This is a genomic window from Coprobacillus sp. AF33-1AC, from assembly GCF_003475785.1.
Lineage (GTDB): Bacteria > Bacillota_I > Bacilli_A > Erysipelotrichales > Coprobacillaceae > Faecalibacillus.
This window is the reverse complement of record NZ_QRQB01000007.1, coordinates 48,099-69,544: the sequence shown is the minus strand read 5'-3', so window position 1 is coordinate 69,544 and position 21,446 is coordinate 48,099. Positions and strand designations below refer to the sequence as shown.

Genomic DNA, 21,446 nt, shown 5'->3' with positions numbered 1-21,446 from the left:
GATAAAATCAACATTTTTATTGACCATTACGTTACGTTATGGTTTATGATATAATCGTAACAAAGGAGGAGCTTATATGAAAGGTATCGTATTAGCCGGAGGATCAGGAACAAGACTATATCCTCTAACACAAGTAACAAGTAAACAATTATTACCAATTTATGACAAACCAATGATTTATTATCCATTAAGTATCTTAATGAATGCTGGTATTAAAGATATTTTAATTATCTCAACACCAGATGATACTCCAAGATTTAAAGAATTACTTGGTGATGGACATCAATTTGGTATTTCTCTTCAATATAAAGTACAACCATCTCCAGATGGTTTAGCTCAAGCTTTCATTTTAGGTGAAGAATTCATCAATGGTGAAGCTTGTGCCATGATTTTAGGAGATAATATTTTCCATGGTCATGGTTTATCAAAAAGACTTAGAAGAGCTGCTAGTAAAGAAGAAGGTGCAACAGTATTTGGATATTATGTTGATGATCCTGAAAGATTTGGGGTTGTTGAATTTGATGAAAATGGTAAAGCTGTATCATTAGAAGAAAAACCAGCTCAACCTAAATCTAACTACGCTGTAACTGGCTTATATTTCTATGATAAAAACGTTGTTGAATATGCTAAACAAATTAAGCCATCGGCTCGTGGTGAATTAGAAATTACTGACTTAAATAAAATCTACTTAGATAAAGGTAACTTAGATGTAGAATTATTAGGTCAAGGATTTACATGGTTAGATACAGGAACACATGAAAGTTTAGTTGATGCTACTAACTTCGTTAAAACTGTAGAAACACATCAAAATAGAAAAATTGCATGTTTAGAAGAAATTGCTTATAATAACGGATGGATTTCCAAAGATGAATTAAATAATGCTTATGAATTGTATAAAAAGAATCAATACGGTAAGTATTTAAAAGATGTCATGGATGGAAAATTTATAGATCAATAAAAAAGGAAGTAATAAAATGAAAGTTATTGAAACAAAAATCCCAGGTGTTTTAATTGTCGAAACTGATGTTTTTGGTGATCATCGTGGATATTTTACAGAAACATATTCTAAACCAAAATATGAAAAACTAGGAATTACAGTTGATTTTGTACAAGACAATATGTCATTTAGTGCACAAAAAGGAACTTTAAGAGGTTTACATTGGCAAAATCCTCCTTATGCACAATCTAAACTTGTATCTTGTACTAAAGGTAAAGTTATTGATGTAGCCGTTGATATCCGTAAAGGAAGTCCTACTTTTGGTCAATGGGTATCGGTTGAATTAAGCGCTGAAAATCATCGTCAATTCTTTATTCCTCAAGGTTTTGCTCATGGATTCTTAACATTAACTGATGATGTGGAATTCAGATATAAAGTAGACAATATCTATAATAAAGAATCTGAAGGTGGTATGCGTTATGATGATCCTACTGCAAATGTTGATTGGGGATCATTATTAAATGGTATTGAACCAGTATTATCACAAAAAGATCAAACTGGTCCTACATTAGAAAATTCTAATAATCAATTTGTATATGAAGGAGATAAATAAATGAAAATTTTAGTAACAGGTGGAGCTGGTTTCATTGGTGGAAACTTTGTTCATTATATGGTTAACAAATACCCAGAAGATATGATTGTTAACTTAGATTTATTAACTTATGCTGGTAACTTAGAAACTTGTAAACCAGTAGAAGGTAAACCAAATTATAAATTTGTTAGAGGTGACATTGCCGATCGTCAATTCATCTTTGATTTATTTGAAAAAGAAAAATTTGATGTTGTTGTTAACTTTGCTGCTGAATCACATGTAGATAGAAGTATTGAAGATCCTGAAATCTTTGTTAAAACAAATGTTATGGGAACAACAACTTTATTAGATGCTTGTAATAAATATGGAATTAAAAGATATCATCAAGTATCTACTGATGAAGTATATGGTGATTTACCATTAGATCGTCCAGATTTATTCTTTACAGAAACAACACCATTACATACTTCTAGTCCATATAGTTCATCTAAAGCTTCTGCAGATTTATTTGTATTAGCTTATCATCGTACTTTTGGACTTCCAGTAACAATCTCTAGATGTTCTAATAACTATGGTCCTTACCATTTCCCAGAAAAATTAATTCCATTAATGATTTCTAGAGCTTTAGCTGATGAAGCATTACCAGTATATGGTAAAGGGGACAATGTGCGTGACTGGTTACATGTTTATGATCACTGTGTTGCAATCGACTTAATTGTTAGAAAAGGACGTGTTGGTGAAGTATACAACGTAGGTGGACATAACGAAAGAACAAACTTAGAAGTTGTTAAGACTATCTTAAAAGCATTAGGTAAACCTGAATCTTTAATTAAATTTGTTGAAGATCGTAAAGGACATGATAGAAGATACGCTATTGATCCTCATAAATTAGAAACTGAACTTGGATGGAAACCAAAATATAACTTTGATACAGGAATCCAACAAACTATTCAATGGTATTTAGATAACAAAGAATGGTGGCAAAATATTCTTTCTGGAGAATATCAAAATTATTTTGATAAAATGTATGTACAAAAAGGAAGAGTAGAAGAATAGTATTACTTAGACCAGATTATATCTGGTCTTTTTTATTTTATCTATGCCAATAAATTCACAAAGTAGTATAATAAAGGTATAGGAGATGACAAAAATGAATAATAAAAAAGTAGCATGTGTAGGGAGTGGTGTCATTGGTTCCAGTTGGGCCATTTGTTTCGCCTTAAAAGATTTAGATGTTGCTGTATACGATATTAATGATGAGGTTTTAGCTAAGGCTAAAAACATCATCCATGATAATTTAGAAATTCTAAAAGAAAATCATGTTTTAGACGAGACAAGATTAAAAGAAGTTGAAAATCATATTACCCTTACAACTTCAATGGAAGAAGCCGTTAAAGATGCTTTCTTTATTCAAGAATCAGCACCTGAACATTATGATGTTAAACATCAAGTGGTAGAAGAAATTGAAAAATATTGTTTAGATGATGCGATTATTGCTAGTTCTACATCAGGACTCTTAGTAAGTGAAATTGCTAAATATGCTAAACATCCTGAAAGATTTGTTGGTGGGCATCCTTACAATCCACCTCATCTTATTCCTTTAGTTGAAATTACTAAAGGTGAAAAGACAGATGAAAAGTATGTTCAACAAACGAAAGAATTTTATACTTCTGTCAATAAAGAACCCGTTGTCTTACAAAAAGAAGCTTTAGGATTCATTTGCAATCGACTTCAAATGGCTCTTTATCGTGAAGTATGCCATTTAGTAGAAAGTGGCGTTTGTAGTGTAGAAGATGCTGATAAAGCCGTTACTTTTGGACCAGGTATCCGTTGGGGTATTATGGGACCATCCCTCATTTTCCATTTAGGTGGAGGCGCTGTTGGTATTGATGGTCTTATGAATCATTTACATGACTCTATTAACCTTTGGTTAAATGATATGGCTGACTTTAAGGAATTTCCTGAAGATTGGCCAAACAAAGCAAGAACCGGAGTTGAAGAAGCAATGAAAAACAGAGATCCTCAAATCGGTAATGATGAAGAATCTCTTAAACAATATCGTGACCATATGCTCATTGAATTTCTAAAACTTCATCATAAACTATAATAAAAAAAGATTTATGACTTACCATCATAAATCTTTTTTCTTATTCAAATTGATATATCTCTTTATTTAAGTACTCAGAGCTTTTAGATATTTCTTGTTCAATATAGCTTGTTGAGTATTTTTCTATTACGGTTGGTAATTTAGAAAACAAATTCGTCCCTAAACCTAACTTATTCCCTTTTACCTCAAATCCCATCGCCGCTAACGTAGTAGGATACATATCCATTTGTGTAAATTGTCTATTTTTATTATTAACCGCTTGTATCTTACTATTAATAAAACAATTATATGTTGTCCTTTGATATGTACTGTCTACATCATTAACATAATCTTGAGCCATCGTTTGATGATCACCAACAAGAATGATGGTTGTATTTTCATACCAAGATTGTTGCTTACACCATGTTATAAAATCATTAACTTGCTTAGATTGACAAGCATAGATATTTTCATATCTATTTTTATATGTACACGGACATTGCTTACATAACATCCCACTAGGCATGTGACAATCTATTGTAGCCATCGTAAAGTTAAATTTTTGTCCTTTAGCAGCTAACATACCTAATTCATTTCTTGCTACTTCTAATAATTTATGATCATTAATTCCCCAAGAACAGTAATCATCATCTTTTAAATCATAATTACTTTTAATCGTGTCCAAATCTACTATTTGATATTGTCCATGTTGATTAAACATATGATTTGTTCCGGCAAAAGAACTCTTACTTCCTATTAACAATTCTTGATTATAGCCTTGCTCTTTTAAAACATCACCAATCATTTTAGCACCTGGCATAAACTTAGTAAATTTATCCATATTATTAGCTAGTTCTGCTTTTAATGGTAAACCTGATGATTGGGCTACCATTGATCCTATTGTCCAGGTACTTCCAGTAAAAGCAATCGCACCCCCTAATTTATCAGTATTAGAAAAATTAAGGTTTTCATTAGCAAGTTGTGTTAATTCAGGTAAACAATTAACATCTTTTACACCACCATTATTTTTATCCATAAAAGTATTTTCATAGGACTCTAAATAAATATAAATCAAATTATTCGTTTCATTACCACTTATTTCAACACTTTGAGGATTAGCATAAATCAGTTTCTCATCACCGTCTTTAGCTACATTCTTTTTCTTTTTAGGCTTTTGTTCATAAATATACGTTGTTTCTTTTTGATTTTGAATATAAGCAACAATATGATATTGACACTCTACATTAACCAAAGACCCTACTAAAACCACTATTCCCACTACCCAAATATAATGTAGCCAAGAATAATGTTTACGTTTATAAATATAAATAACAACTAAAGTAATGAGTATTGTTGCGAGAACACTTGTTGCTAAACACCAAGACAACCAACTATAAATAACAGAGCTATCCGTTCCTGCTGTCGGTGCCAACAATGTAAAAATCATCGAATCAACAGATGTTTTACCAAACATCTTTACCGCCCATAGTGTGGATACACTAAGTAATATTCCTAAAAATAAGAACAAGTCAAAAAAGATTAATTCTATTTTAATTCTTTTATTTTTCATACTTTTCTCCTAGTTAAAGAGAGAAAATAAGGATAAATAAATTTATCCTTATTGTAAACCTTTAACATCACTTTTTGTTATTTTTTCATCAGCTTCAATTTTATTGATGACTTCAATAATTCTGTTCAATCTTTTTTCATCAGGTACCATTGTATAAACACTTTGTCCCGGCATTGAATAAGTCTTCGTTGTCTTATGCCCTTCTCCTGATACTTGAACATTAAACATTTGCCAACTTCCACCATCATCAATTTGTTTATTAACTAAAGCTTTAATATCATCAGAAGCCATATTCGTTTCAAAGCATCCTTCTACTGCTGAAAGAATATTATTATAGTTAGTAATAATTTGTGGTGATAATGCTTTTTTAATCATTGCTTTTAATAAACGTTGTTGATTTTGTCCACGGTCAAAATCACCACGAGGTAAAGCATATCTTTCTCTAACAAAGCATAATGCCTGATCACCATTTAATTCATTTAAGCCTTTATTGATTCGATAATGCCCGTGCATAGTTGTAAAATTATATGGTGAATCTATTGTCACTCCACCTAAAGCATCAATGATATTAGTAATGCCACTAAAGTTTGTTTTAGCATAATAGTTAACATCTAACTCCAAGAAATCTTGAATTGTTGAAATGGTTTCATCAATACCATACATAGCCGAATGGGTCAATTTATCCATCTTCCCATTTTTATGAAGATTGACTTCCGTATCACGAGGAATAGAGACCATCAATATTTGATGATTAACAGGACTCACACAAACAAGTAAGTTAACATCCGTACGTGATATCGTAGAAACTGTACCATAAGTATCAATACCTGTAACATAAACAATAAATGGCTTTTTCGTTACATTCGTATCTTTCATCACATTATTGATTCTTTCTTTTGTTTCTACTTTAAATAAACTTCTTAAATTTTCATCTAACCCATCATGATGCGTTTCAAGCAATGACATATAAGCTTGATCAACAACAATCACTTTCACTTTACCATCAACTAAAGCATCGCCCAATTTAGCATAAGTTTTATAATCTTTGGTTTTAATCTTCGATCCTAACTTATCTTCAGCTTTAGATAAAGCATTATTGATTGAAGATGTGCCTCTTTCACTTTGAATTCCTACTGTCTCTCCTTTTAAATCATCTAAACTTTTAATCGAGCTATCATTCATTGCATAAATGGAGATCACACGAGTTTCTAAAAATGATCCGGTAATATTAGACAAAAAAGAATTTCCTTTAGCAATCATCACAGATGTATAGCCTAAAACGACACTGATAATCAAACAAAGTAATTTACTAAAAACCACTCTTGATCCTTTTCCATACTTTCTCTTTCTTTTTATTCCCGAACGAATAAATAAGTTCATCATAATAAATAATAAAACTATCACTCCAACTAAAATCATATAATACTTAGTTGGTAACATCTTTAATATATAAATATATGCCAAAAAGATAATTGACATAATCAGTTGTATAAATAGTAATACCCTTTTAGATAACAGTTTCGCAAAGAAACCTTTCTTCTTATGCTTAGCCATAATTTCACCTCTTACATACCCTTAATCATATCATAAAGCATTGTTTCATTCAATTCATACAGCATAGATAACATAATTAGACAAAAAAAGTCAACAGGCTATTTTACCCATTGACTTGATATCCTATTCAGCATCTGTATCTGTATTTGAATCATTACCTAAACCTTTAACATCTTTATCTGTTAATTTATCACCATTTTCAACACGATCAATTAATTTCTTAATTTTTCTTACATAACTTTGATATGGTTTCATAACGTAGATTGTCGATCCTGGCATTGAGTAAGTTTGATCAGTTTGATAGCCTTCACCACTTACTTGAACATTAAAGATTTCCCAATCAGCATTATCGTCTAATTGCATATTAATTAATGATTTCATTTCATCTGATGTCATATTGGTTTCAAAACATCCTTCAATAGCTGATAAGATAGTTTCAAAGTTTGTAATAATCTTTGGTGACATGGCTTTACTTAACATCGCTTTTAATAATTTTTGTTGATTTTGTCCACGAACAAAATCTCCAGCTAAGAAAGCATGTCTTTCTCTAACAAAGCATAATGCTTTGTCCCCATCCATATCTTGTTCACCTTTAACGATATGATAATTACCATGTAAAGTTGTAAAATCATAATCAGAATTAACCTTAACACCACCTAAAGCATCAACAATATTCGTAATACCTCCAAAGTTTGTTCTGGCATAATAGTTAATATCCGTACTTAAGAAATCTTCAATAGTAGAAATTGTTTCTTCTACTCCATAAATACCAGTATGTGTTAATTTATCCATTTTACCATTTCTATGTAAATTAATTTCACAATCACGAGGAATACTAATCATTAAAATTTGTTTTGTATTAGGATTCACTGTAACAACTAAGTTAACATCACTTCTAGATACTGTTGAAACACTACCATAAGTATCAATACCTGTAATATAAACATTAAATGGTTTTGTTGTTACATCAGTAACTGATGTGGTAACTGACTTAGCCTTCTTTTCAAATTCATATGTTTTAACAATTCTTGTTTCTTCATCAAATCCTTCATGATTTAATTCAAGCATAGATTTATATTGATTTCCTACCACAATAGCATCAACTTCATTATTATATAAAGCATCTGCTAATTCACTATATTTATCATATTTAGTGTAATTTTGTGTATCAATATCATCTTCTAATTTAGCGAGCGCTTTATTTAAAGTTGCTTTTTCTTGTTCATAAGAAATACCAAATTTCTTACCTTTTAAATCTTGCAAAGAAGCACTACCATATTTTCCATCTTTTAACACAATAACATTAATAGCGTATTTTTGTGTTGTAGTTTGTACATTATCAAAGAAAGAATTTCCTCTTACCGCAAAAGTGCTAGCTACAACTAATAAAATAGAAACAAGTAAACTTAAAATCTTTGAAATAATTGTTCTTTTACTTCTTTTTCCTGCTTTAATTTTCTTTTTACCAGTTTGAATAATAATCCAAAATAAAGCAATCAAAACTACCAAAACAGCTACAAGAGCAATAAAATATTTTGTGGGCAATAGTTTAGTTTTATAAACTAAATATCCAAACATTCCTGATGCAATAACTTGTAAAATAAGTACAAGTGCACATGATGTCATAAACTTAATAAATTTGTTTTCTTTCATAATTAACCTCCTCGGTTGATTTCTTGTTTATCATAGCATAATCGACATTTTATAGCAAATGAACACAAAAAAACAGGCACCTAGGAAGCCTGTTTTTTGTAGTATTTGATATTGTTGGTAAGAGTTATATTTCTTATTACCAAATACTTTTCTAGTATACTATAAATTATTTTATGTGACTAGCCTTATTCCATTTTTTCTTCTTTTGGATTAATGTTTGCTTTATTTAATAAAGCATGAACAACATTCCTTTGTTCATTATTACTATCTCCTGATACACATGTAGATAATGTAATAACCGGTGTTTGTTGATTTTGGTCAAAATCAACTTTGATCTTTGAATTTTTTAACATTTCCTGATAAAAATCGGGAATATTTTGAATTTGAGTATTATATAAAACACTTTCTTGTGAAATGATATGCGAAGCAACTACTTTATATTGACTTACTGTTCCATTAGGAAAGTAAATATATATATAAGGATGCTTATTTGCAAAATCTTGATCATGATATGATTTTATATTATTAAACATTGAACCATTCTTCATATTATGTCCATAAATTACCGTATTGATATCTTGAAAAGGATTTTGATTATTAGAATCTATAAAAATACATCCCGCTCTAAATGATTTTTTATCAATATCACTATGAATATACGTATCATTTGTTTCACCTTGTAAAACTGGATAATTGACTTTTGTATCTGGAATTTGGATCCATGCTTTTACATCACTATTACGTTTTAATAAACTATCCCAATCAATATCCAAATAAGCTTGACCTTCCTTTGTTTCAGTTTCCTTGACATAAGTTGATTCAATCTTTCCATAATCATCATCAATCTTTTTATAATCAAGATAGATAGAAATCAAATTATAAGCTGAATAACAAAATACACATATACATACAACTAAAAGAATACGTCTAATCCAATTCTTTACTTTATTCATTAAACATTAAACTTAAACAACATGATGTCTCCATCTTGACCAACATATTGTTTCCCTTCTTGCCTAATCTTTCCAGCTTCTTTAAGTGCTGCTTCACTACCATATTTCATTAAATCATCAAAACTATATGTTTCTGCTTTAATAAAACCTCTTTGGAAATCACTATGAATAATACCTGCCATTTCTGGTGCAGTCATTCCTTCTTTAAATGTCCAAGCACGTACTTCTTGTACTCCAGCTGTAAAATAAGTTCTTAATCCAAGTAAACTATATGCTTCTTTAATTAATTTATCTAAACCACTTTCATCAATACCTAAATCTTGCATGAACATATCTTTTTCTTCTTTATCCATTCCTACAAGTTCAGCTTCAATCTTAGCACAGATAGGAACAACATCGCTTCCTTCTGCCTTAGCGAAATCAAGAACTTGAACATAATAAGGATTTTGCAAAGGATCTTCTAAATCTTCTTCACCTAAGTTAGCTACATAAATTAATGGTTTCATTGTAAGTAATGTGTATTGTTTAACAATGGCCATTTCCTCTTTATCAAATTCAATTGTTCTTGCTGGTTTATTTGCTTCTAAAGCTGGTTTTAATTTTTCTAAAACATTCATTTCTGCTTTTGCTTCTTTATCACCAGATTTAGCTTTCTTTTCTAAACGACCAATTCTTTTTTCAACTGTTTCTAAGTCAGCCATAATGAGTTCAAGATTAATCGTTTCAATATCACGAATAGGATCTACATTTCCATCTACATGAGTCACATCTTTATCTCTAAAACATCTTACAACTTCACAGATCGCATCTGTTTCTCTAATATTACCTAAGAATTTATTTCCTAAACCTTCTCCTCTACTTGCTCCTCTTACAAGTCCAGCAATATCAGTAAATTCAAAAGTTGTTGGTACCGTCTTTTTAGGTTCAATTAATTCAGTTAATTTATCTAGTCGATAATCTGGTACTTCTACTACTCCTACATTAGGATCAATTGTCGCAAACGGATAGTTTGCTGCTTCTACTTGTGCATTTGTAATTGCGTTAAATAACGTTGATTTTCCAACATTTGGTAAACCAACAATTCCTGCTGTTAATGCCATGTTTTTCACTCCTTTTTATACCCCTCTATTGTAATGAATTATCACGTTAAAAGCAACATCTTTAACCGATCAGTAAAATGTTCTATAATAACATCGAGGTGAAAATATGAATCCATCTATTGATTTACATGGTTATACTAAACAAGAAGCAAAAGTACAGCTTGATCATTTTTTAGACCAAGTTCCTGCCTTTTGTCAAGAAGTGACTATCATCCATGGTTACTCTTCTAAAATATTAAAAGATTACATTCAAAAAAGCTATCATCATCCTCGTATCGTAAGGAAAATACGAACTCTTAATCATGGAGAAACCGTATTCATTATTCAATCATGAGACAATTTTATATCAATATTTTAGAATTTCAAAAAAAACATCATTTAGATAAACCATGCATTATTATTTCAAAAATAACACCCTATCTTGTAGCTTCTATATACATACTTACTCTCATCTATCTATTCATTAATCATGATACTCAACTAAAAGTCACAATTATCAAACCAGCTTTATCTTTTATTATTGTCACGATTATTCGTAAGCTTTACAATCGACCTCGTCCTTGTATTGCTTTAAACATAGAACCTCTTGTAGGTCATAAAACCGGAGAATCATTTCCTAGTCGTCATACTGTAAGTGCCTTTGCGATTGCTTTAGCATTACTTCATATCTCACTCCCCCTAGGAAGTATCACTTTATTTTTAGCTATCTTAGTTGGTCTTTCAAGGATATTATGTGGCGTTCATTTTGTTAGTGATGTACTCACTGCCATCATTATTGCTTTAATCATTTCAATAATTTAATAAAAAAACTGTATTTTGAAATAGCATCATACAGTTTTTTTATACATTAAACATTAACAGATACTTCTTTTTTCAACATTTTAAAAAAATCAATTATTTCATTTGTTAATATTTCAACATCTTTGTTCAACCAATTTCTTCTGGATGTTTTAACCCTGTTTTGAAAAAATTTATTTTTCAATGTAAGTGATAGGCTCTTAATAATGTCATCTATATTATTTTCTTTCATCCCTTCATCATCGTAAATATATTTTTTAAACAATATTGCAACTTATTTACATCTAGCTTATCTATTAGGTAACACATATCAAAGATATCTTTATATCTTCTTGAAAATGTACCAAACTTTAATAATGAGCGTAATTTTTCAGTAAACATTTGTTCCTTTGAATTCATCAGTAAACTTGCGCCGTTTTCATCTAAACATACATCAAAGCAATATTCTTCTTGATCTATAGTCAAACCCTTATGTACCCCAAAATCAATCTTACTTTTGATTATATACCCACTGTTATCCTCAATACAAACATAGACCCTTTTCCCATAATAATCTTGTTGTTTTAATTGCTCTATATTTCCAATTACTGATATTTTTACTTCTTTGATATTATTTAGTTTCAAAATAAATTCTAATATTGATTCATCACTTAAAGAGTATCTTATAAAATCAATGTCGATATCTTGTGTAGCTCTCCTAATATTATGGGAAATATTTCTCATAACTACACCACCTTTTATTGTTGCATGGTTACGTAACGAAGTATTAGATATAGCTTTTAATATAATATCTTGGCAAACTTTAGCCTCAGCATTTTCATCATCATATCCTTGTTCTTTTGTTGTTGCAATTAATGATTGCAAATATCCCATTAAAACACCTCCATTTGAATTGTATTCATTACCATTTGGGATTTTGGAAGTGTATATGCATATTCTTCTATCTTTTCAAGATTTAACTCATGAATAATTTTTCTGTAAGAATCAATAATTTCTTTATAGTAATCAAAAGGTAATTTATTTTTGTATCTTATCAATTCTATCAACAATCTTTCCTTACTATAAATATTCATATTTATACCATGTATAACTTTAGTTTCTTTTCCATAATTCAAGTAATCATCTTTAATAAAATACTGCTTTATATTCTTATCTTGAATTTTATAAGCATCTTTACTTGTTATTAAATGATACTTTTCAGGAATAACATCTGTCAAAGCGTGATAATAAAAAGCAGAATCCATAGTTAATATTGCTTGAGGATACTTTGTCAGTATCACTTCCAAATATGAGTAATTTTTTATAGTTGAGTACAAACCTTTTTCTATTTTAAATAGCGTATTATTTTTTAATTTTTCTTTAATCATATAATCAGAATTATACAATTCTAAACATTGCTTATGCTTTAAAATCATATTATCACCACTTTTCATTATTTATCCGAAAAATACTATTTTTTTCGGATGTTTACTTAAATAAATTATATTATCATATCTGTGAATAATCAATATTAATTTACTGTTTCTTATACTTTAAAGGAGAAATGTTACCATTTCTCCTATTTTTTTACTAATTTATGTTTATAAAAACGTGATCTTTTTTTAATTTCACTATTCAGTTTTTTAAATCCATATTGTTCCATTAATGTTTTTTGTCCACTTAATAAATTTGTTCCTAACCCTAAGCGTTCCCCTTTAATTTTAACGCCCATACAAGCAAGAATAGTAGGATAGAAATCAAAAATAGCAAAATCACGATTTTTATTATTTTCAATTTTAGCATCGCAATTAATAAAACAATTATAAGGTGTTCTTAAATAATTTTTATCTAAATGAGTAAAGAATTTTTCAGACATACTATTATGATCACCCGTAATCACAATGGTTGTATTTTCATACCAAGGTTGTTTTTGACACCACAAGATAAACTGTTCAACTTGTTTTGATTGGCAGCGAATAACATTAGCATATTGTTGATCATAATCATGTTTGCAATCTTCACAAATATAACCATCTGGTGTATGGGTATCAATTGTGACTAATTCCATACAAAATGGCTGCTTACTTTGTGCCATTTTAGTGATATCTTCTCTAGCAAACTCAAATACTTTTTTATCTTCAAAGCCCCAAAATACATGATAATCTTCAGGAAGACGACCACTTTTTTTAGCACTTTCAATATCAACAATTTTAAAATGTCCATGTTGTTTATAAAAATTAGAAGTACACGCAAAATTTGCATCTGATCCCATTAAGATTTCATTTTGATACCCTTGTTTTTCTAATATTTCTCCCATGGTATAACAACCTGGCAGAAACGGTGACTCTGTATTGTATTTATCTTTAGTAAGAGGGAATAATAATGGTATACCGGCTTCTTGAGCTACCATAGAAGCAATTGTCCATTGTGTTCCTTCTACCGTATGACTTCCACCAATTAAATCATGATGAGAAAAATTGACTTCTTTTTTAGCTAATGTTCCTAGTTCTCTAATATAATTATTTTCTTCTTGTCCTCCATCTTCTTTAGATAGATACGTATTTTCTACTGATTCTAAATAAATATGAATAAGATTTCTTTTACTTGGAAATTCTAATTCTACCGTTCTTGGATCAACATAATGTTCTTCATATAAACGAGATACTCTTATCATATCTAGTACATAACTTATAATTTGATAATTAATTAAAGCATAAAGGATTGTTCCAAAAACAAAAATAAAAATAAGCCATCCTTGATAATCAAGTAAAAATTGAAGTGGGGTATGATAAAAAATAACATACCATCCTAGTGTCAGTAACATGGCTTGTGGACCACAATTTAAAAACCAGTCCTTAAATATTCCTTGATCTGTTCCATCACAAGGAACAACTAAGTGATAAATCATTTGATTTAATGTCTTTACAGAAAATGTACGATTGCCCCATAGTATACTCATGATAGCAAGCATAGCTATAAAAATAATTAAAATTAACATTTTATCAGTCCTTTTCGTTATTGAATCATTCTATCATAACTAACACGAAAAAAAAAGGAAAGCATGTCATTTACATACTTTCCTTACAAGTTAGTCATTGGCTATATCTTTCCCGTTTGTTTCAATCACTTTTTTATACCAGTAGAAACTCTTCTTTTTATAACGTTTCATATCTTTTAAATCTTTATCTTCTCTATTAACATAGATTGTTCCATAACGTTTAGACATTTCTCCTTGCGAAGATAAAATATCAATAGGACCCCACATTAAGTATCCTCGACAATCGACTCCTTCATCAATCGCTAATGAAATTTGTTCAATATGATCTTTCATATAATTAATACGATCATCATCTTCAACAGTACCATTTACTAATTGATCACGCATACCAAAACCATTTTCAACAACCATGACTGGTAAACGATATCTCGCATAAATATCTCTTAAACCAATTCTTAAACTTAATGGATCAATTTGCCAACCCCATTCACTGGCTTTTAAATAAGGGTTTACTGCTGCCTTAGCATTACCATTCATATCCATGCTTAATTTACCATACGATGCTACTGTAGAGAAATAATAAGATAATGATAACCAATCACAAGTATTATTCTTTAATAATTCTAAATCACCCGGTTCCATCTCTGGCATTTTATTTTCATTTTTCATCTTAGCTAACATATAAGAAGAATATTCACCATAAGTAAACATTTCAAAATACATATCCGTTACTGCCATTTGATTACGGGCTTCTAATTCATCTAATGGATTACATGTTGCTGCATAATGAGGAATATAGATGACCATTCCCAGTACAATAGCATCTTTAATAGTGTGTACTTTTTCCACTACTTTAGCATGAGCAACAAAAGTATTATGTACTAATTGATTAATAAAGAGTTGTTCATCACATCCAGTAGGACATACGGCTCCATAAGCTATTTTTTTACTACCAATTAAACCAATTGAATTTTGTTCATTAAATGAAATCCATTTTTTAACACGATCACCATAACGATCAATCATTTTATCAGCAAACTTCACAAATAAATCTACCACTTTACGACTATAAAAACCATTATACTTCTTCATTAATACTTGAGGCATTTCAAAATGATATAAAGAACACATTGGTTCCATACCATGTTTAATCATTGAATCAATGAAATCATCATAGAATTGCATGGCCTCTTCACTGAAATGTTCTCCATCGGGACATACACGAGACCAATCTATAGAAAAACGATAACTTGTAAATCCCATTTCTTCAAATAATGCAAAATCTTCATCATAACGATGAAAACTATCAATACCATCCTTAAAATCACTATGTTCTGGTTTTGGAAATAAATCACAAACGGCAGGTGATTTTCCACAAGCTGTATAAGCTCCTTCACTTTGGTGAGCAGTTACTGCTCCACCCCATAAAAATCCTTCTTGAAACATTTATATTTCCTCCTTGCTTAACATCATAACATGAAATAAAAATGTTGTGAGTTAATCAAGTTAATTCATAATCATGTTTCATAAATAAAGAAAAAAGAATAGTATAAATGAAACTTTGTTTCACTTACACTATTCTTGATCTTGTGGAATGACCCTCTTTAAACGTTTTTCAAAATCACGTCTTGAAAACATAACAATGGCCTGACATCCTAAACACTTAATTTTAATATCAGCACCCATTCTGATAATTTGCCATTGATTAGACTTTTTACATGGGTGTGGTTTTTTCATCTCTACGATATCATGTAATTTATATTCCACAATCATTCCTCCTATTGTTGATGTTGATAAAAGGCTTCTAATGTATTTTGTAATAACATAGTAATTGTCATGGGTCCAATTCCTCCAGGAACTGGTGTAATCGCATGTACTAAATCTTTAACGTCTTCAAAATCAACATCACCGCATAATTTATTATTTTCATCACGGTTGATACCAACATCTAAAACAACCGCACCTTCTTTAACATATTCACTGTTAATCATCTTTGGACGACCTACAGCCGCAATAAGTACATCTGCTCTTTTACATACTTCTTTTAAATTTTTAGTTCTACTATGAGCAATAGTGACTGTTGCATTTTTTTGTAAACATAATAGAGCTACTGGTTTACCTACAATGTTACTTCTTCCTACTACAACAACTTCTTTTCCCGTTAAATCATAATTAATTTCATCTAATAAAACCATCATTCCTTTAGGTGTACAAGGAACTAAGCTTTTTTGTCCCAAAAATAATTTAGCTACATTTTGTGGATGGAATCCATCAACATCTTTTGATGGATCAATTGCTTCTAATACTTTATCTTCATTAATATGTTTTGGTAAAGGTAATTGAACAAGAATACCATCTACCGTATCATCTTGATTTAATTGTTCAATTTCCTTTAATAATTCTGCTTCACTAAAAGATGCATCATGTGTAATCTTTAATGATTCAATGCCAATATAAGCACATCCTCTTTCTTTATTTCTTACATAAACTTGACTTGCTTGATTGTCACCCACCAAAATAACAGCAAGTTTAGGTAAACGTTGATATTCATCTTTAATTTTTAATACTTCTTCTTTTAATTGATCTTTTATTTTTACTGATATTTCTTTACCACTAATAATCATCATATATCCCCCTCAATTAGATATTATCTAGATTATAATGGAAGCAACTTATAAATTCAACTAATATATCCATACTATTTTGAACATGTCATTTTAGAATGATCATGACAATAATCAAAGCGTCCTTCATTTTTTTCTTCTAAAGCTTTAATCATATGATAAGTATATTCATTATAGGGGGTAGGAATATGGAGTTCCTTTCCCATTTTTATTAACGCTCCAGAAAACATATCAATTTCCGTTAAACGCTTAGCATCTAAATCTTGTAATGTAGAATAACGAGCCCAAGCAGGAACCTGACTGCCATGTTTTGATGATGAATCAGCCTTAGTTAAATCAATTCCTTTAGCATCAGAAATCGCTTCTAATTCTTGACGTAAACCATCTTGAATAAACTTCATATGTTCACTATCTTGATAACACCCTACACCGACACCTAAAATAGCTTGAGGTAAGTTATTGCATACATTTAAACGAAATTTACTCCATATTTCTTCTTGAATGTAATCACTTGTTCGATAATGAAGACCTGTATTTTTAAATAATGATGCAATAGCTTGGATACGTTCACTATGATAAGGTTCTTGCTTTTCACCAAAAACAATACCAATCGTTGTTTCTGGATCAAAACGATAGCCATCATCTTTACGTGATGCCACTTTAATTAAAGAATAAATCATATGATTCATTCCTATTCTTTGACCAATGATTTCTTCACTATCAACCCCATTCATTAATGACATCACCACAGTATGATCATCTACAACTGTGTTAATTGTATCCAACGTCGATGATAAAGCCCCATACTTTAAACAGACAATAAGCAAATCAACACCATGTGCTTGAGTTGGTGACCATACATTTAAATGATAAATCTGATCATTAATTTTAATACCTTCTTGTTTTAGACGCTTGGCACGTTCACCTTCTGCAACAACGCCTAGTTGAATATTTGATAATTGACTTAATCCCCAAATCACATAAGAACCTACTGCACCAGCCCCTAATATCGCTACTGATTTGATTTCCATATTATCACCCCTTTTTATTATTTTTTAACATAAAAATAAAGTGAGGTAAACCCCACTTTACTATTTATTATTTTTTAAACTATCTACAATATGTCTTGCGACTAAGATACCATTTGCGCCAGCTTGAGCTAACCCACGAGTTAGACCAGCACCATCACCAGCAACATATAAACTATCAATTTCCGATTCAAAACCTTCTCTTACTTTAGGTCTTGCTGAATAGAATTTAGCTTCTACTCCATATAATAAAGTATGTTCATTAGCGATACCTGGTGTAACATTATCTAAAGCTTCAATCATTTCAATAATTGATTTCATTGTATTATAAGGTAAAACAAGTCCTAAATCCCCTGGTACTGCTTCTGGTAATGTAGGCACTGTATACCCCTCTTTTAAGCGTTTGTATGTTGTACGACGTCCTCTTTTAATATCTCCATAACGTTGAACAATAACGGAACCATTTGATAATTTATTAGCTAAACGTGAAATTTCATGTGCAAATTCATTTGGTTCATTAAAAGGTTCACTAAATGTATGAGATACCAGTAAAGCGAAGTTCGTGTTATGACTACCTAATTTAGGATCATGATAAGCATGTCCATTAGCTAACATTGTTCCACTATGATTTTCAATAACAACATGACCACTAGGATTAGAACAGAAAGTTCTTACTCTTGTTCCTACTGATGTATTGTAAACAAACTTACCTTCATATAAGTTTTGATTGATTTCATCCATAACAATATTACTTGTTTCTACACGCACACCAATATCTACTTGGTTATTATATAGTTTTAGATTTTGATGAGATAATACTTTAGATAGCCATGCAGATCCATCTCTACCTGGTGCTAAAACAACTTTTTTAGCATAAATCTTTTCATCATTATTTAAAATAATACCTTTTGCTTCATGATCTTCTACAATAATATCTTTGACTGCTGTTTTAAATTGTAAATCCATATGTTCTTTTAATTCATTAGACATTTCAGTCATAATTCTTAAGTTTTCTTCCGTACCTAAATGTCTTACTTTTGCTCTTAAAAGTTTTAATCCTACAGCATATCCACGATGTTCAATCTCTTTAACCTTAGGTGTTGTTGGATCCGTAATTTCTTTAGTCGCACCATGTTTTAAATATAAATTATCAACATAATGAATCACATCTTCAACTTCTTGATTATCTAAATAATCTGTCAACCAGCCACCAAATTCACTCGTAATATTAAATTTACCATCAGAATAAGCACCAGCACCACCAAATCCAGCAGTAATCGAACAAGCAGGTAAACATCCTGGTTCATGATCTTTTACTACAGGACAATGCTTAATTTTTTTATCTTTGATTGGACAATGACGATACATAACATCATGACCTTTATCAATTAATAAAACATCTAATTCGGGATTTTTTAAATATAATTCATAACAAGTCATAATCCCTGCTGGCCCAGCGCCAACAACAATAACATCATATTTTTCTTTCATCAATAATTAACCATCCTATTCAAATTTCGGTTTAACCCTACGTATTATACGTTAATTATCTAAATTAAGCAATTCTTTTTAATAAAAACTATTTTTATACCAATAGTAATTCAACTGATAACAATATACTTTAGCTCCTTTAGGAACTTTGGTTATTGCTTGATACACACGACAAATATCAACTATGCTTGTAGAGATATTAAATATTCCTACAAAAGCAAGCAACATATGTGTTGGATAGACATATCCTAGAATATAGGGAATCAATCCCAAAAGCATAACTGGTAAACTATTCATTAAAATAAACCTTGTTTTACTCATTGTATCAGTTGAATAAATAAGCAAAGATAACTTTTTTAGATTAGTACAAATATAAATATCATCATGATAAAAAAGAATACATGATAAATATTTGATAATCATAGAAAGCATCGTTAATAAAACAAATAAAACTATTTGGTAAATATTTGAATCAATCATATCATCCCATGTATAAATATAATAAGGTATGTAGAGTAGCACAAAAAACATGATTTCTACTTTGAACAAACGCTTCGACAATGATTTAAAATCACTACTGTGAATTTCGTCTAAAGGCACAGCGCCATTTTGATGTTTTCCTGGTAAAGATTGTGGATCTTGATTGTAACAGCGAATATGATGAAATTGCATAAATTTACTCCTTTCCTACTCATTCCATCATATCAAAAAAATCAACCTATTAACAGGTTGATTAAATAACTTTAAATTGAGTCCATTTATGACTCTTATAACGTAAGAAGAAGATGATACCTCGAATAGACCAATCTAAACACATAGCAAGAGCAATACCAATGACTCCCATATTAAAATAAATTGCAAAAATAAGTGAGAATACCAGTCTTCCACCAACAGTAGAAGCAATAGAAACAATCATTGTATACTTTACATCTCCAGTAGCTCTTAATCCATTACTCAATGGTCCAGAGAATGGGAAAGCAACAGTATTAAAGATATTATGAATAGCAACTAAAATAATAATCAATTCTTTTGTTTTGTCAGATAAAACATAGAAATTCATAAATACTGGTGTAATGGCAAGAATAAAAGCATTCCATGCGATAGATAAAACTAAAGTGATTTTCATTAACTTCTTAAAATAATAATCAGCTTGATCAATATCACTTGCCCCCATACATTGACCGACGACCGTAATAAATACTGGCCCCATAGCCGAACCAACTAAAGCAGCCAATGACCAAATACTTTGAGCTACACCATTTGCAGCAATTTGATATGTACCAAACATCGCTACAACACTACTTAAGGCTACTTTAACGAGTTGGAAAATACCATTTTCAATACCATTAGGAATCGCAATATTTAACATCTTTTTTAATAAAGAAAAATCAAACTTAAATAACCATTCTTTAACATAATGAGCTTCATATTTTTTATTAAACAATAAGATAGTAATGACAATAGCTGAAAAAGCACGTGCAATAAGTGAAGGATAAGCAACCCCAGCAACCCCAGCATGAAGCACGAAAACCCCAATCATATTTCCAATAACATTAATAATATTAGAAACAATAGATAAATACATCGTTGTACTTGTTTTTGTCATACTACGATACATTGCTGCTCCTGCATTGTAAATCGCTAATGCTGGATAAGAGTAAGCTGATATTTTAAGATATGTCATACAAGCATCCATCACTGATGTTTCTACTTTTCCAAATAAAAAGGATAATAATGATTGACTGAATATTAAAACCAAAATGCCTAATACAATTGAAAATAGTGTAGAAAACATGAGTAACTGACTCGATGATTTGACTGTATTATTTTGATCTTTACTTCCTAAATACTGACTAATAACGACTGCCCCGCCTGATGCCAAAGCCGTAAATAGATAAATAAAAATAGTATTAAAACTATTCACTAAAGATACTCCTGATACTGCGGCTTCACCTACATAACTGACTACAAAAGTATCAATAATTCCTACTAACATGACTAAAAACTGTTCCATAAATAGAGGAACAATCATATTTCTTAAATCTTTATTACTAAACACGCTCTCACCCTCCTTACCTATTAT

22 protein-coding genes are annotated in these 21,446 nt (G+C 30.2%); 6 read left to right on the top strand and 16 right to left on the bottom strand.

The annotated features are described in order from the left end of the window. The first annotated feature begins 76 nt into the window (after positions 1–76). From rfbA to DWZ53_RS04240, 4 genes are all read left to right on the top strand, one after another. Positions 77–958: a glucose-1-phosphate thymidylyltransferase RfbA gene (gene rfbA, locus DWZ53_RS04255; RefSeq protein WP_118432319.1), complete on the top strand. Its 882-nt coding sequence runs from the start codon at positions 77–79 to the stop codon at positions 956–958. 16 nt (positions 959–974) lie between these two features. Further along, complete coding sequence (gene rfbC, locus DWZ53_RS04250; RefSeq protein ID WP_118432317.1) at positions 975–1,550, top strand: dTDP-4-dehydrorhamnose 3,5-epimerase; 576 nt, start codon at positions 975–977, stop codon at positions 1,548–1,550. Beyond that, positions 1,551–2,585 (top strand): dTDP-glucose 4,6-dehydratase, encoded by a 1,035-nt coding sequence (gene rfbB / locus DWZ53_RS04245; protein ID WP_118432315.1) that lies wholly within the window; start codon positions 1,551–1,553, stop codon positions 2,583–2,585. It abuts the gene before it with no gap. Between the two features lie 94 nt (positions 2,586–2,679). Next, positions 2,680–3,636 carry a 3-hydroxyacyl-CoA dehydrogenase family protein gene (locus DWZ53_RS04240; RefSeq protein ID WP_199589063.1) on the top strand — a complete coding sequence of 319 codons (957 nt, stop codon included), beginning with the start codon at positions 2,680–2,682 and terminating at the stop codon, positions 3,634–3,636. Between the two features lie 40 nt (positions 3,637–3,676). Here DWZ53_RS04240 and DWZ53_RS04235 read toward each other — a convergent pair whose 3' ends face one another. From DWZ53_RS04235 to ychF, 5 genes are all read right to left on the bottom strand, one after another. Further along, entirely contained in the window at positions 3,677–5,185 is a 1,509-nt protein-coding gene (locus DWZ53_RS04235; RefSeq protein ID WP_118432311.1) for an LTA synthase family protein, read from the bottom strand. A 48-nt stretch (positions 5,186–5,233) separates the two neighbouring features. Beyond that, positions 5,234–6,739 (bottom strand): LCP family protein, encoded by a 1,506-nt coding sequence (locus DWZ53_RS04230; protein WP_233541831.1) that lies wholly within the window; start codon positions 6,737–6,739, stop codon positions 5,234–5,236. 123 nt (positions 6,740–6,862) lie between these two features. Further along, a complete protein-coding gene (locus tag DWZ53_RS04225) occupies positions 6,863–8,392 on the bottom strand; it encodes an LCP family protein (RefSeq protein ID WP_118432307.1) in 1,530 nt (509 codons plus the stop codon). A gap of 185 nt (positions 8,393–8,577) precedes the next feature. Further along, complete coding sequence (srtB, locus tag DWZ53_RS04220; protein WP_118432306.1) at positions 8,578–9,345, bottom strand: class B sortase; 768 nt, start codon at positions 9,343–9,345, stop codon at positions 8,578–8,580. Next, positions 9,345–10,445, bottom strand: coding sequence for a redox-regulated ATPase YchF (gene ychF / locus DWZ53_RS04215; protein ID WP_118432304.1), 1,101 nt, complete (start codon positions 10,443–10,445; stop codon positions 9,345–9,347). The genes srtB and ychF overlap by 1 nt, the downstream gene beginning before the upstream one ends. Before the next feature lie 106 nt (positions 10,446–10,551). Between ychF and DWZ53_RS04210 the strand changes: the two genes are divergently transcribed. Together DWZ53_RS04210 and DWZ53_RS04205 are read left to right on the top strand one after the other, a co-directional pair. Further along, positions 10,552–10,779 (top strand): Smr/MutS family protein, encoded by a 228-nt coding sequence (locus DWZ53_RS04210; RefSeq protein WP_118432302.1) that lies wholly within the window; start codon positions 10,552–10,554, stop codon positions 10,777–10,779. Further along, the gene (locus DWZ53_RS04205; RefSeq protein ID WP_118432300.1) at positions 10,776–11,246 is read left to right on the top strand and encodes a phosphatase PAP2 family protein; all 471 of its coding nucleotides are present in this window, start codon (positions 10,776–10,778) and stop codon (positions 11,244–11,246) included. Before DWZ53_RS04210 ends, DWZ53_RS04205 begins: the two co-directional genes overlap by 4 nt. 46 nt (positions 11,247–11,292) lie before the next feature. On the opposite strand, the gene DWZ53_RS11290 is transcribed toward DWZ53_RS04205, so the two are convergent. The 11 genes from DWZ53_RS11290 to DWZ53_RS04155 all read right to left on the bottom strand — a co-directional run bounded on the left by DWZ53_RS11290 (position 11,293) and on the right by DWZ53_RS04155 (position 21,422). Further along, positions 11,293–11,475 carry a hypothetical protein gene (locus DWZ53_RS11290; protein ID WP_199669449.1) on the bottom strand — a complete coding sequence of 61 codons (183 nt, stop codon included), beginning with the start codon at positions 11,473–11,475 and terminating at the stop codon, positions 11,293–11,295. Then, complete coding sequence (locus DWZ53_RS04200; RefSeq protein WP_199589061.1) at positions 11,472–12,116, bottom strand: nucleotidyl transferase AbiEii/AbiGii toxin family protein; 645 nt, start codon at positions 12,114–12,116, stop codon at positions 11,472–11,474. Before DWZ53_RS04200 ends, DWZ53_RS11290 begins: the two co-directional genes overlap by 4 nt. Continuing rightward, positions 12,116–12,658, bottom strand: coding sequence for a hypothetical protein (locus DWZ53_RS04195; protein ID WP_118432298.1), 543 nt, complete (start codon positions 12,656–12,658; stop codon positions 12,116–12,118). Before DWZ53_RS04195 ends, DWZ53_RS04200 begins: the two co-directional genes overlap by 1 nt. A 143-nt stretch (positions 12,659–12,801) precedes the next feature. Continuing rightward, entirely contained in the window at positions 12,802–14,220 is a 1,419-nt protein-coding gene (locus DWZ53_RS04190) for an LTA synthase family protein (RefSeq protein WP_118432296.1), read from the bottom strand. 90 nt (positions 14,221–14,310) lie between these two features. Continuing rightward, entirely contained in the window at positions 14,311–15,666 is a 1,356-nt protein-coding gene (locus DWZ53_RS04185; protein ID WP_118432294.1) for a glycoside hydrolase family 1 protein, read from the bottom strand. A 129-nt stretch (positions 15,667–15,795) separates the two neighbouring features. Then, the gene (locus DWZ53_RS04180; RefSeq protein ID WP_118432292.1) at positions 15,796–15,993 is read right to left on the bottom strand and encodes a DUF951 domain-containing protein; all 198 of its coding nucleotides are present in this window, start codon (positions 15,991–15,993) and stop codon (positions 15,796–15,798) included. A 5-nt stretch (positions 15,994–15,998) separates the two neighbouring features. Further along, positions 15,999–16,844, bottom strand: coding sequence for a bifunctional methylenetetrahydrofolate dehydrogenase/methenyltetrahydrofolate cyclohydrolase FolD (gene folD, locus DWZ53_RS04175; RefSeq protein WP_118432333.1), 846 nt, complete (start codon positions 16,842–16,844; stop codon positions 15,999–16,001). Positions 16,845–16,918: 74 nt separating this feature from the next. After that, positions 16,919–17,875, bottom strand: a complete 957-nt coding sequence (locus DWZ53_RS04170; RefSeq protein WP_118432290.1) for a ketopantoate reductase family protein — start codon at positions 17,873–17,875, stop codon at positions 16,919–16,921. A gap of 60 nt (positions 17,876–17,935) precedes the next feature. Then, positions 17,936–19,363, bottom strand: a complete 1,428-nt coding sequence (locus tag DWZ53_RS04165) for an NAD(P)/FAD-dependent oxidoreductase (RefSeq protein ID WP_118432288.1) — start codon at positions 19,361–19,363, stop codon at positions 17,936–17,938. 78 nt (positions 19,364–19,441) lie between these two features. After that, a complete protein-coding gene (locus DWZ53_RS04160) occupies positions 19,442–20,035 on the bottom strand; it encodes a metalloprotease family protein (RefSeq protein ID WP_118432286.1) in 594 nt (197 codons plus the stop codon). Positions 20,036–20,096: 61 nt separating this feature from the next. Further along, entirely contained in the window at positions 20,097–21,422 is a 1,326-nt protein-coding gene (locus DWZ53_RS04155; protein ID WP_233541830.1) for an MATE family efflux transporter, read from the bottom strand. Between the last annotated feature and the right edge of the window lie 24 nt (positions 21,423–21,446).

Coding starts and splice junctions, on each gene's coding strand:
- rfbA (WP_118432319.1), top strand. CDS start 77: ATGAAAGGTATCGTATTAGCCGGAGGATCAGGAACAAGACTATATCCT.
- rfbC (WP_118432317.1), top strand. CDS start 975: ATGAAAGTTATTGAAACAAAAATCCCAGGTGTTTTAATTGTCGAAACT.
- rfbB (WP_118432315.1), top strand. CDS start 1,551: ATGAAAATTTTAGTAACAGGTGGAGCTGGTTTCATTGGTGGAAACTTT.
- DWZ53_RS04240 (WP_199589063.1), top strand. CDS start 2,680: ATGAATAATAAAAAAGTAGCATGTGTAGGGAGTGGTGTCATTGGTTCC.
- DWZ53_RS04235 (WP_118432311.1), bottom strand. CDS start 5,185: ATGAAAAATAAAAGAATTAAAATAGAATTAATCTTTTTTGACTTGTTC.
- DWZ53_RS04230 (WP_233541831.1), bottom strand. CDS start 6,739: ATGGCTAAGCATAAGAAGAAAGGTTTCTTTGCGAAACTGTTATCTAAA.
- DWZ53_RS04225 (WP_118432307.1), bottom strand. CDS start 8,392: ATGAAAGAAAACAAATTTATTAAGTTTATGACATCATGTGCACTTGTA.
- srtB (WP_118432306.1), bottom strand. CDS start 9,345: ATGAATAAAGTAAAGAATTGGATTAGACGTATTCTTTTAGTTGTATGT.
- ychF (WP_118432304.1), bottom strand. CDS start 10,445: ATGGCATTAACAGCAGGAATTGTTGGTTTACCAAATGTTGGAAAATCA.
- DWZ53_RS04210 (WP_118432302.1), top strand. CDS start 10,552: ATGAATCCATCTATTGATTTACATGGTTATACTAAACAAGAAGCAAAA.
- DWZ53_RS04205 (WP_118432300.1), top strand. CDS start 10,776: ATGAGACAATTTTATATCAATATTTTAGAATTTCAAAAAAAACATCAT.
- DWZ53_RS11290 (WP_199669449.1), bottom strand. CDS start 11,475: ATGAAAGAAAATAATATAGATGACATTATTAAGAGCCTATCACTTACA.
- DWZ53_RS04200 (WP_199589061.1), bottom strand. CDS start 12,116: ATGGGATATTTGCAATCATTAATTGCAACAACAAAAGAACAAGGATAT.
- DWZ53_RS04195 (WP_118432298.1), bottom strand. CDS start 12,658: ATGATTTTAAAGCATAAGCAATGTTTAGAATTGTATAATTCTGATTAT.
- DWZ53_RS04190 (WP_118432296.1), bottom strand. CDS start 14,220: ATGTTAATTTTAATTATTTTTATAGCTATGCTTGCTATCATGAGTATA.
- DWZ53_RS04185 (WP_118432294.1), bottom strand. CDS start 15,666: ATGTTTCAAGAAGGATTTTTATGGGGTGGAGCAGTAACTGCTCACCAA.
- DWZ53_RS04180 (WP_118432292.1), bottom strand. CDS start 15,993: ATGATTGTGGAATATAAATTACATGATATCGTAGAGATGAAAAAACCA.
- folD (WP_118432333.1), bottom strand. CDS start 16,844: ATGATTATTAGTGGTAAAGAAATATCAGTAAAAATAAAAGATCAATTA.
- DWZ53_RS04170 (WP_118432290.1), bottom strand. CDS start 17,875: ATGGAAATCAAATCAGTAGCGATATTAGGGGCTGGTGCAGTAGGTTCT.
- DWZ53_RS04165 (WP_118432288.1), bottom strand. CDS start 19,363: ATGAAAGAAAAATATGATGTTATTGTTGTTGGCGCTGGGCCAGCAGGG.
- DWZ53_RS04160 (WP_118432286.1), bottom strand. CDS start 20,035: ATGCAATTTCATCATATTCGCTGTTACAATCAAGATCCACAATCTTTA.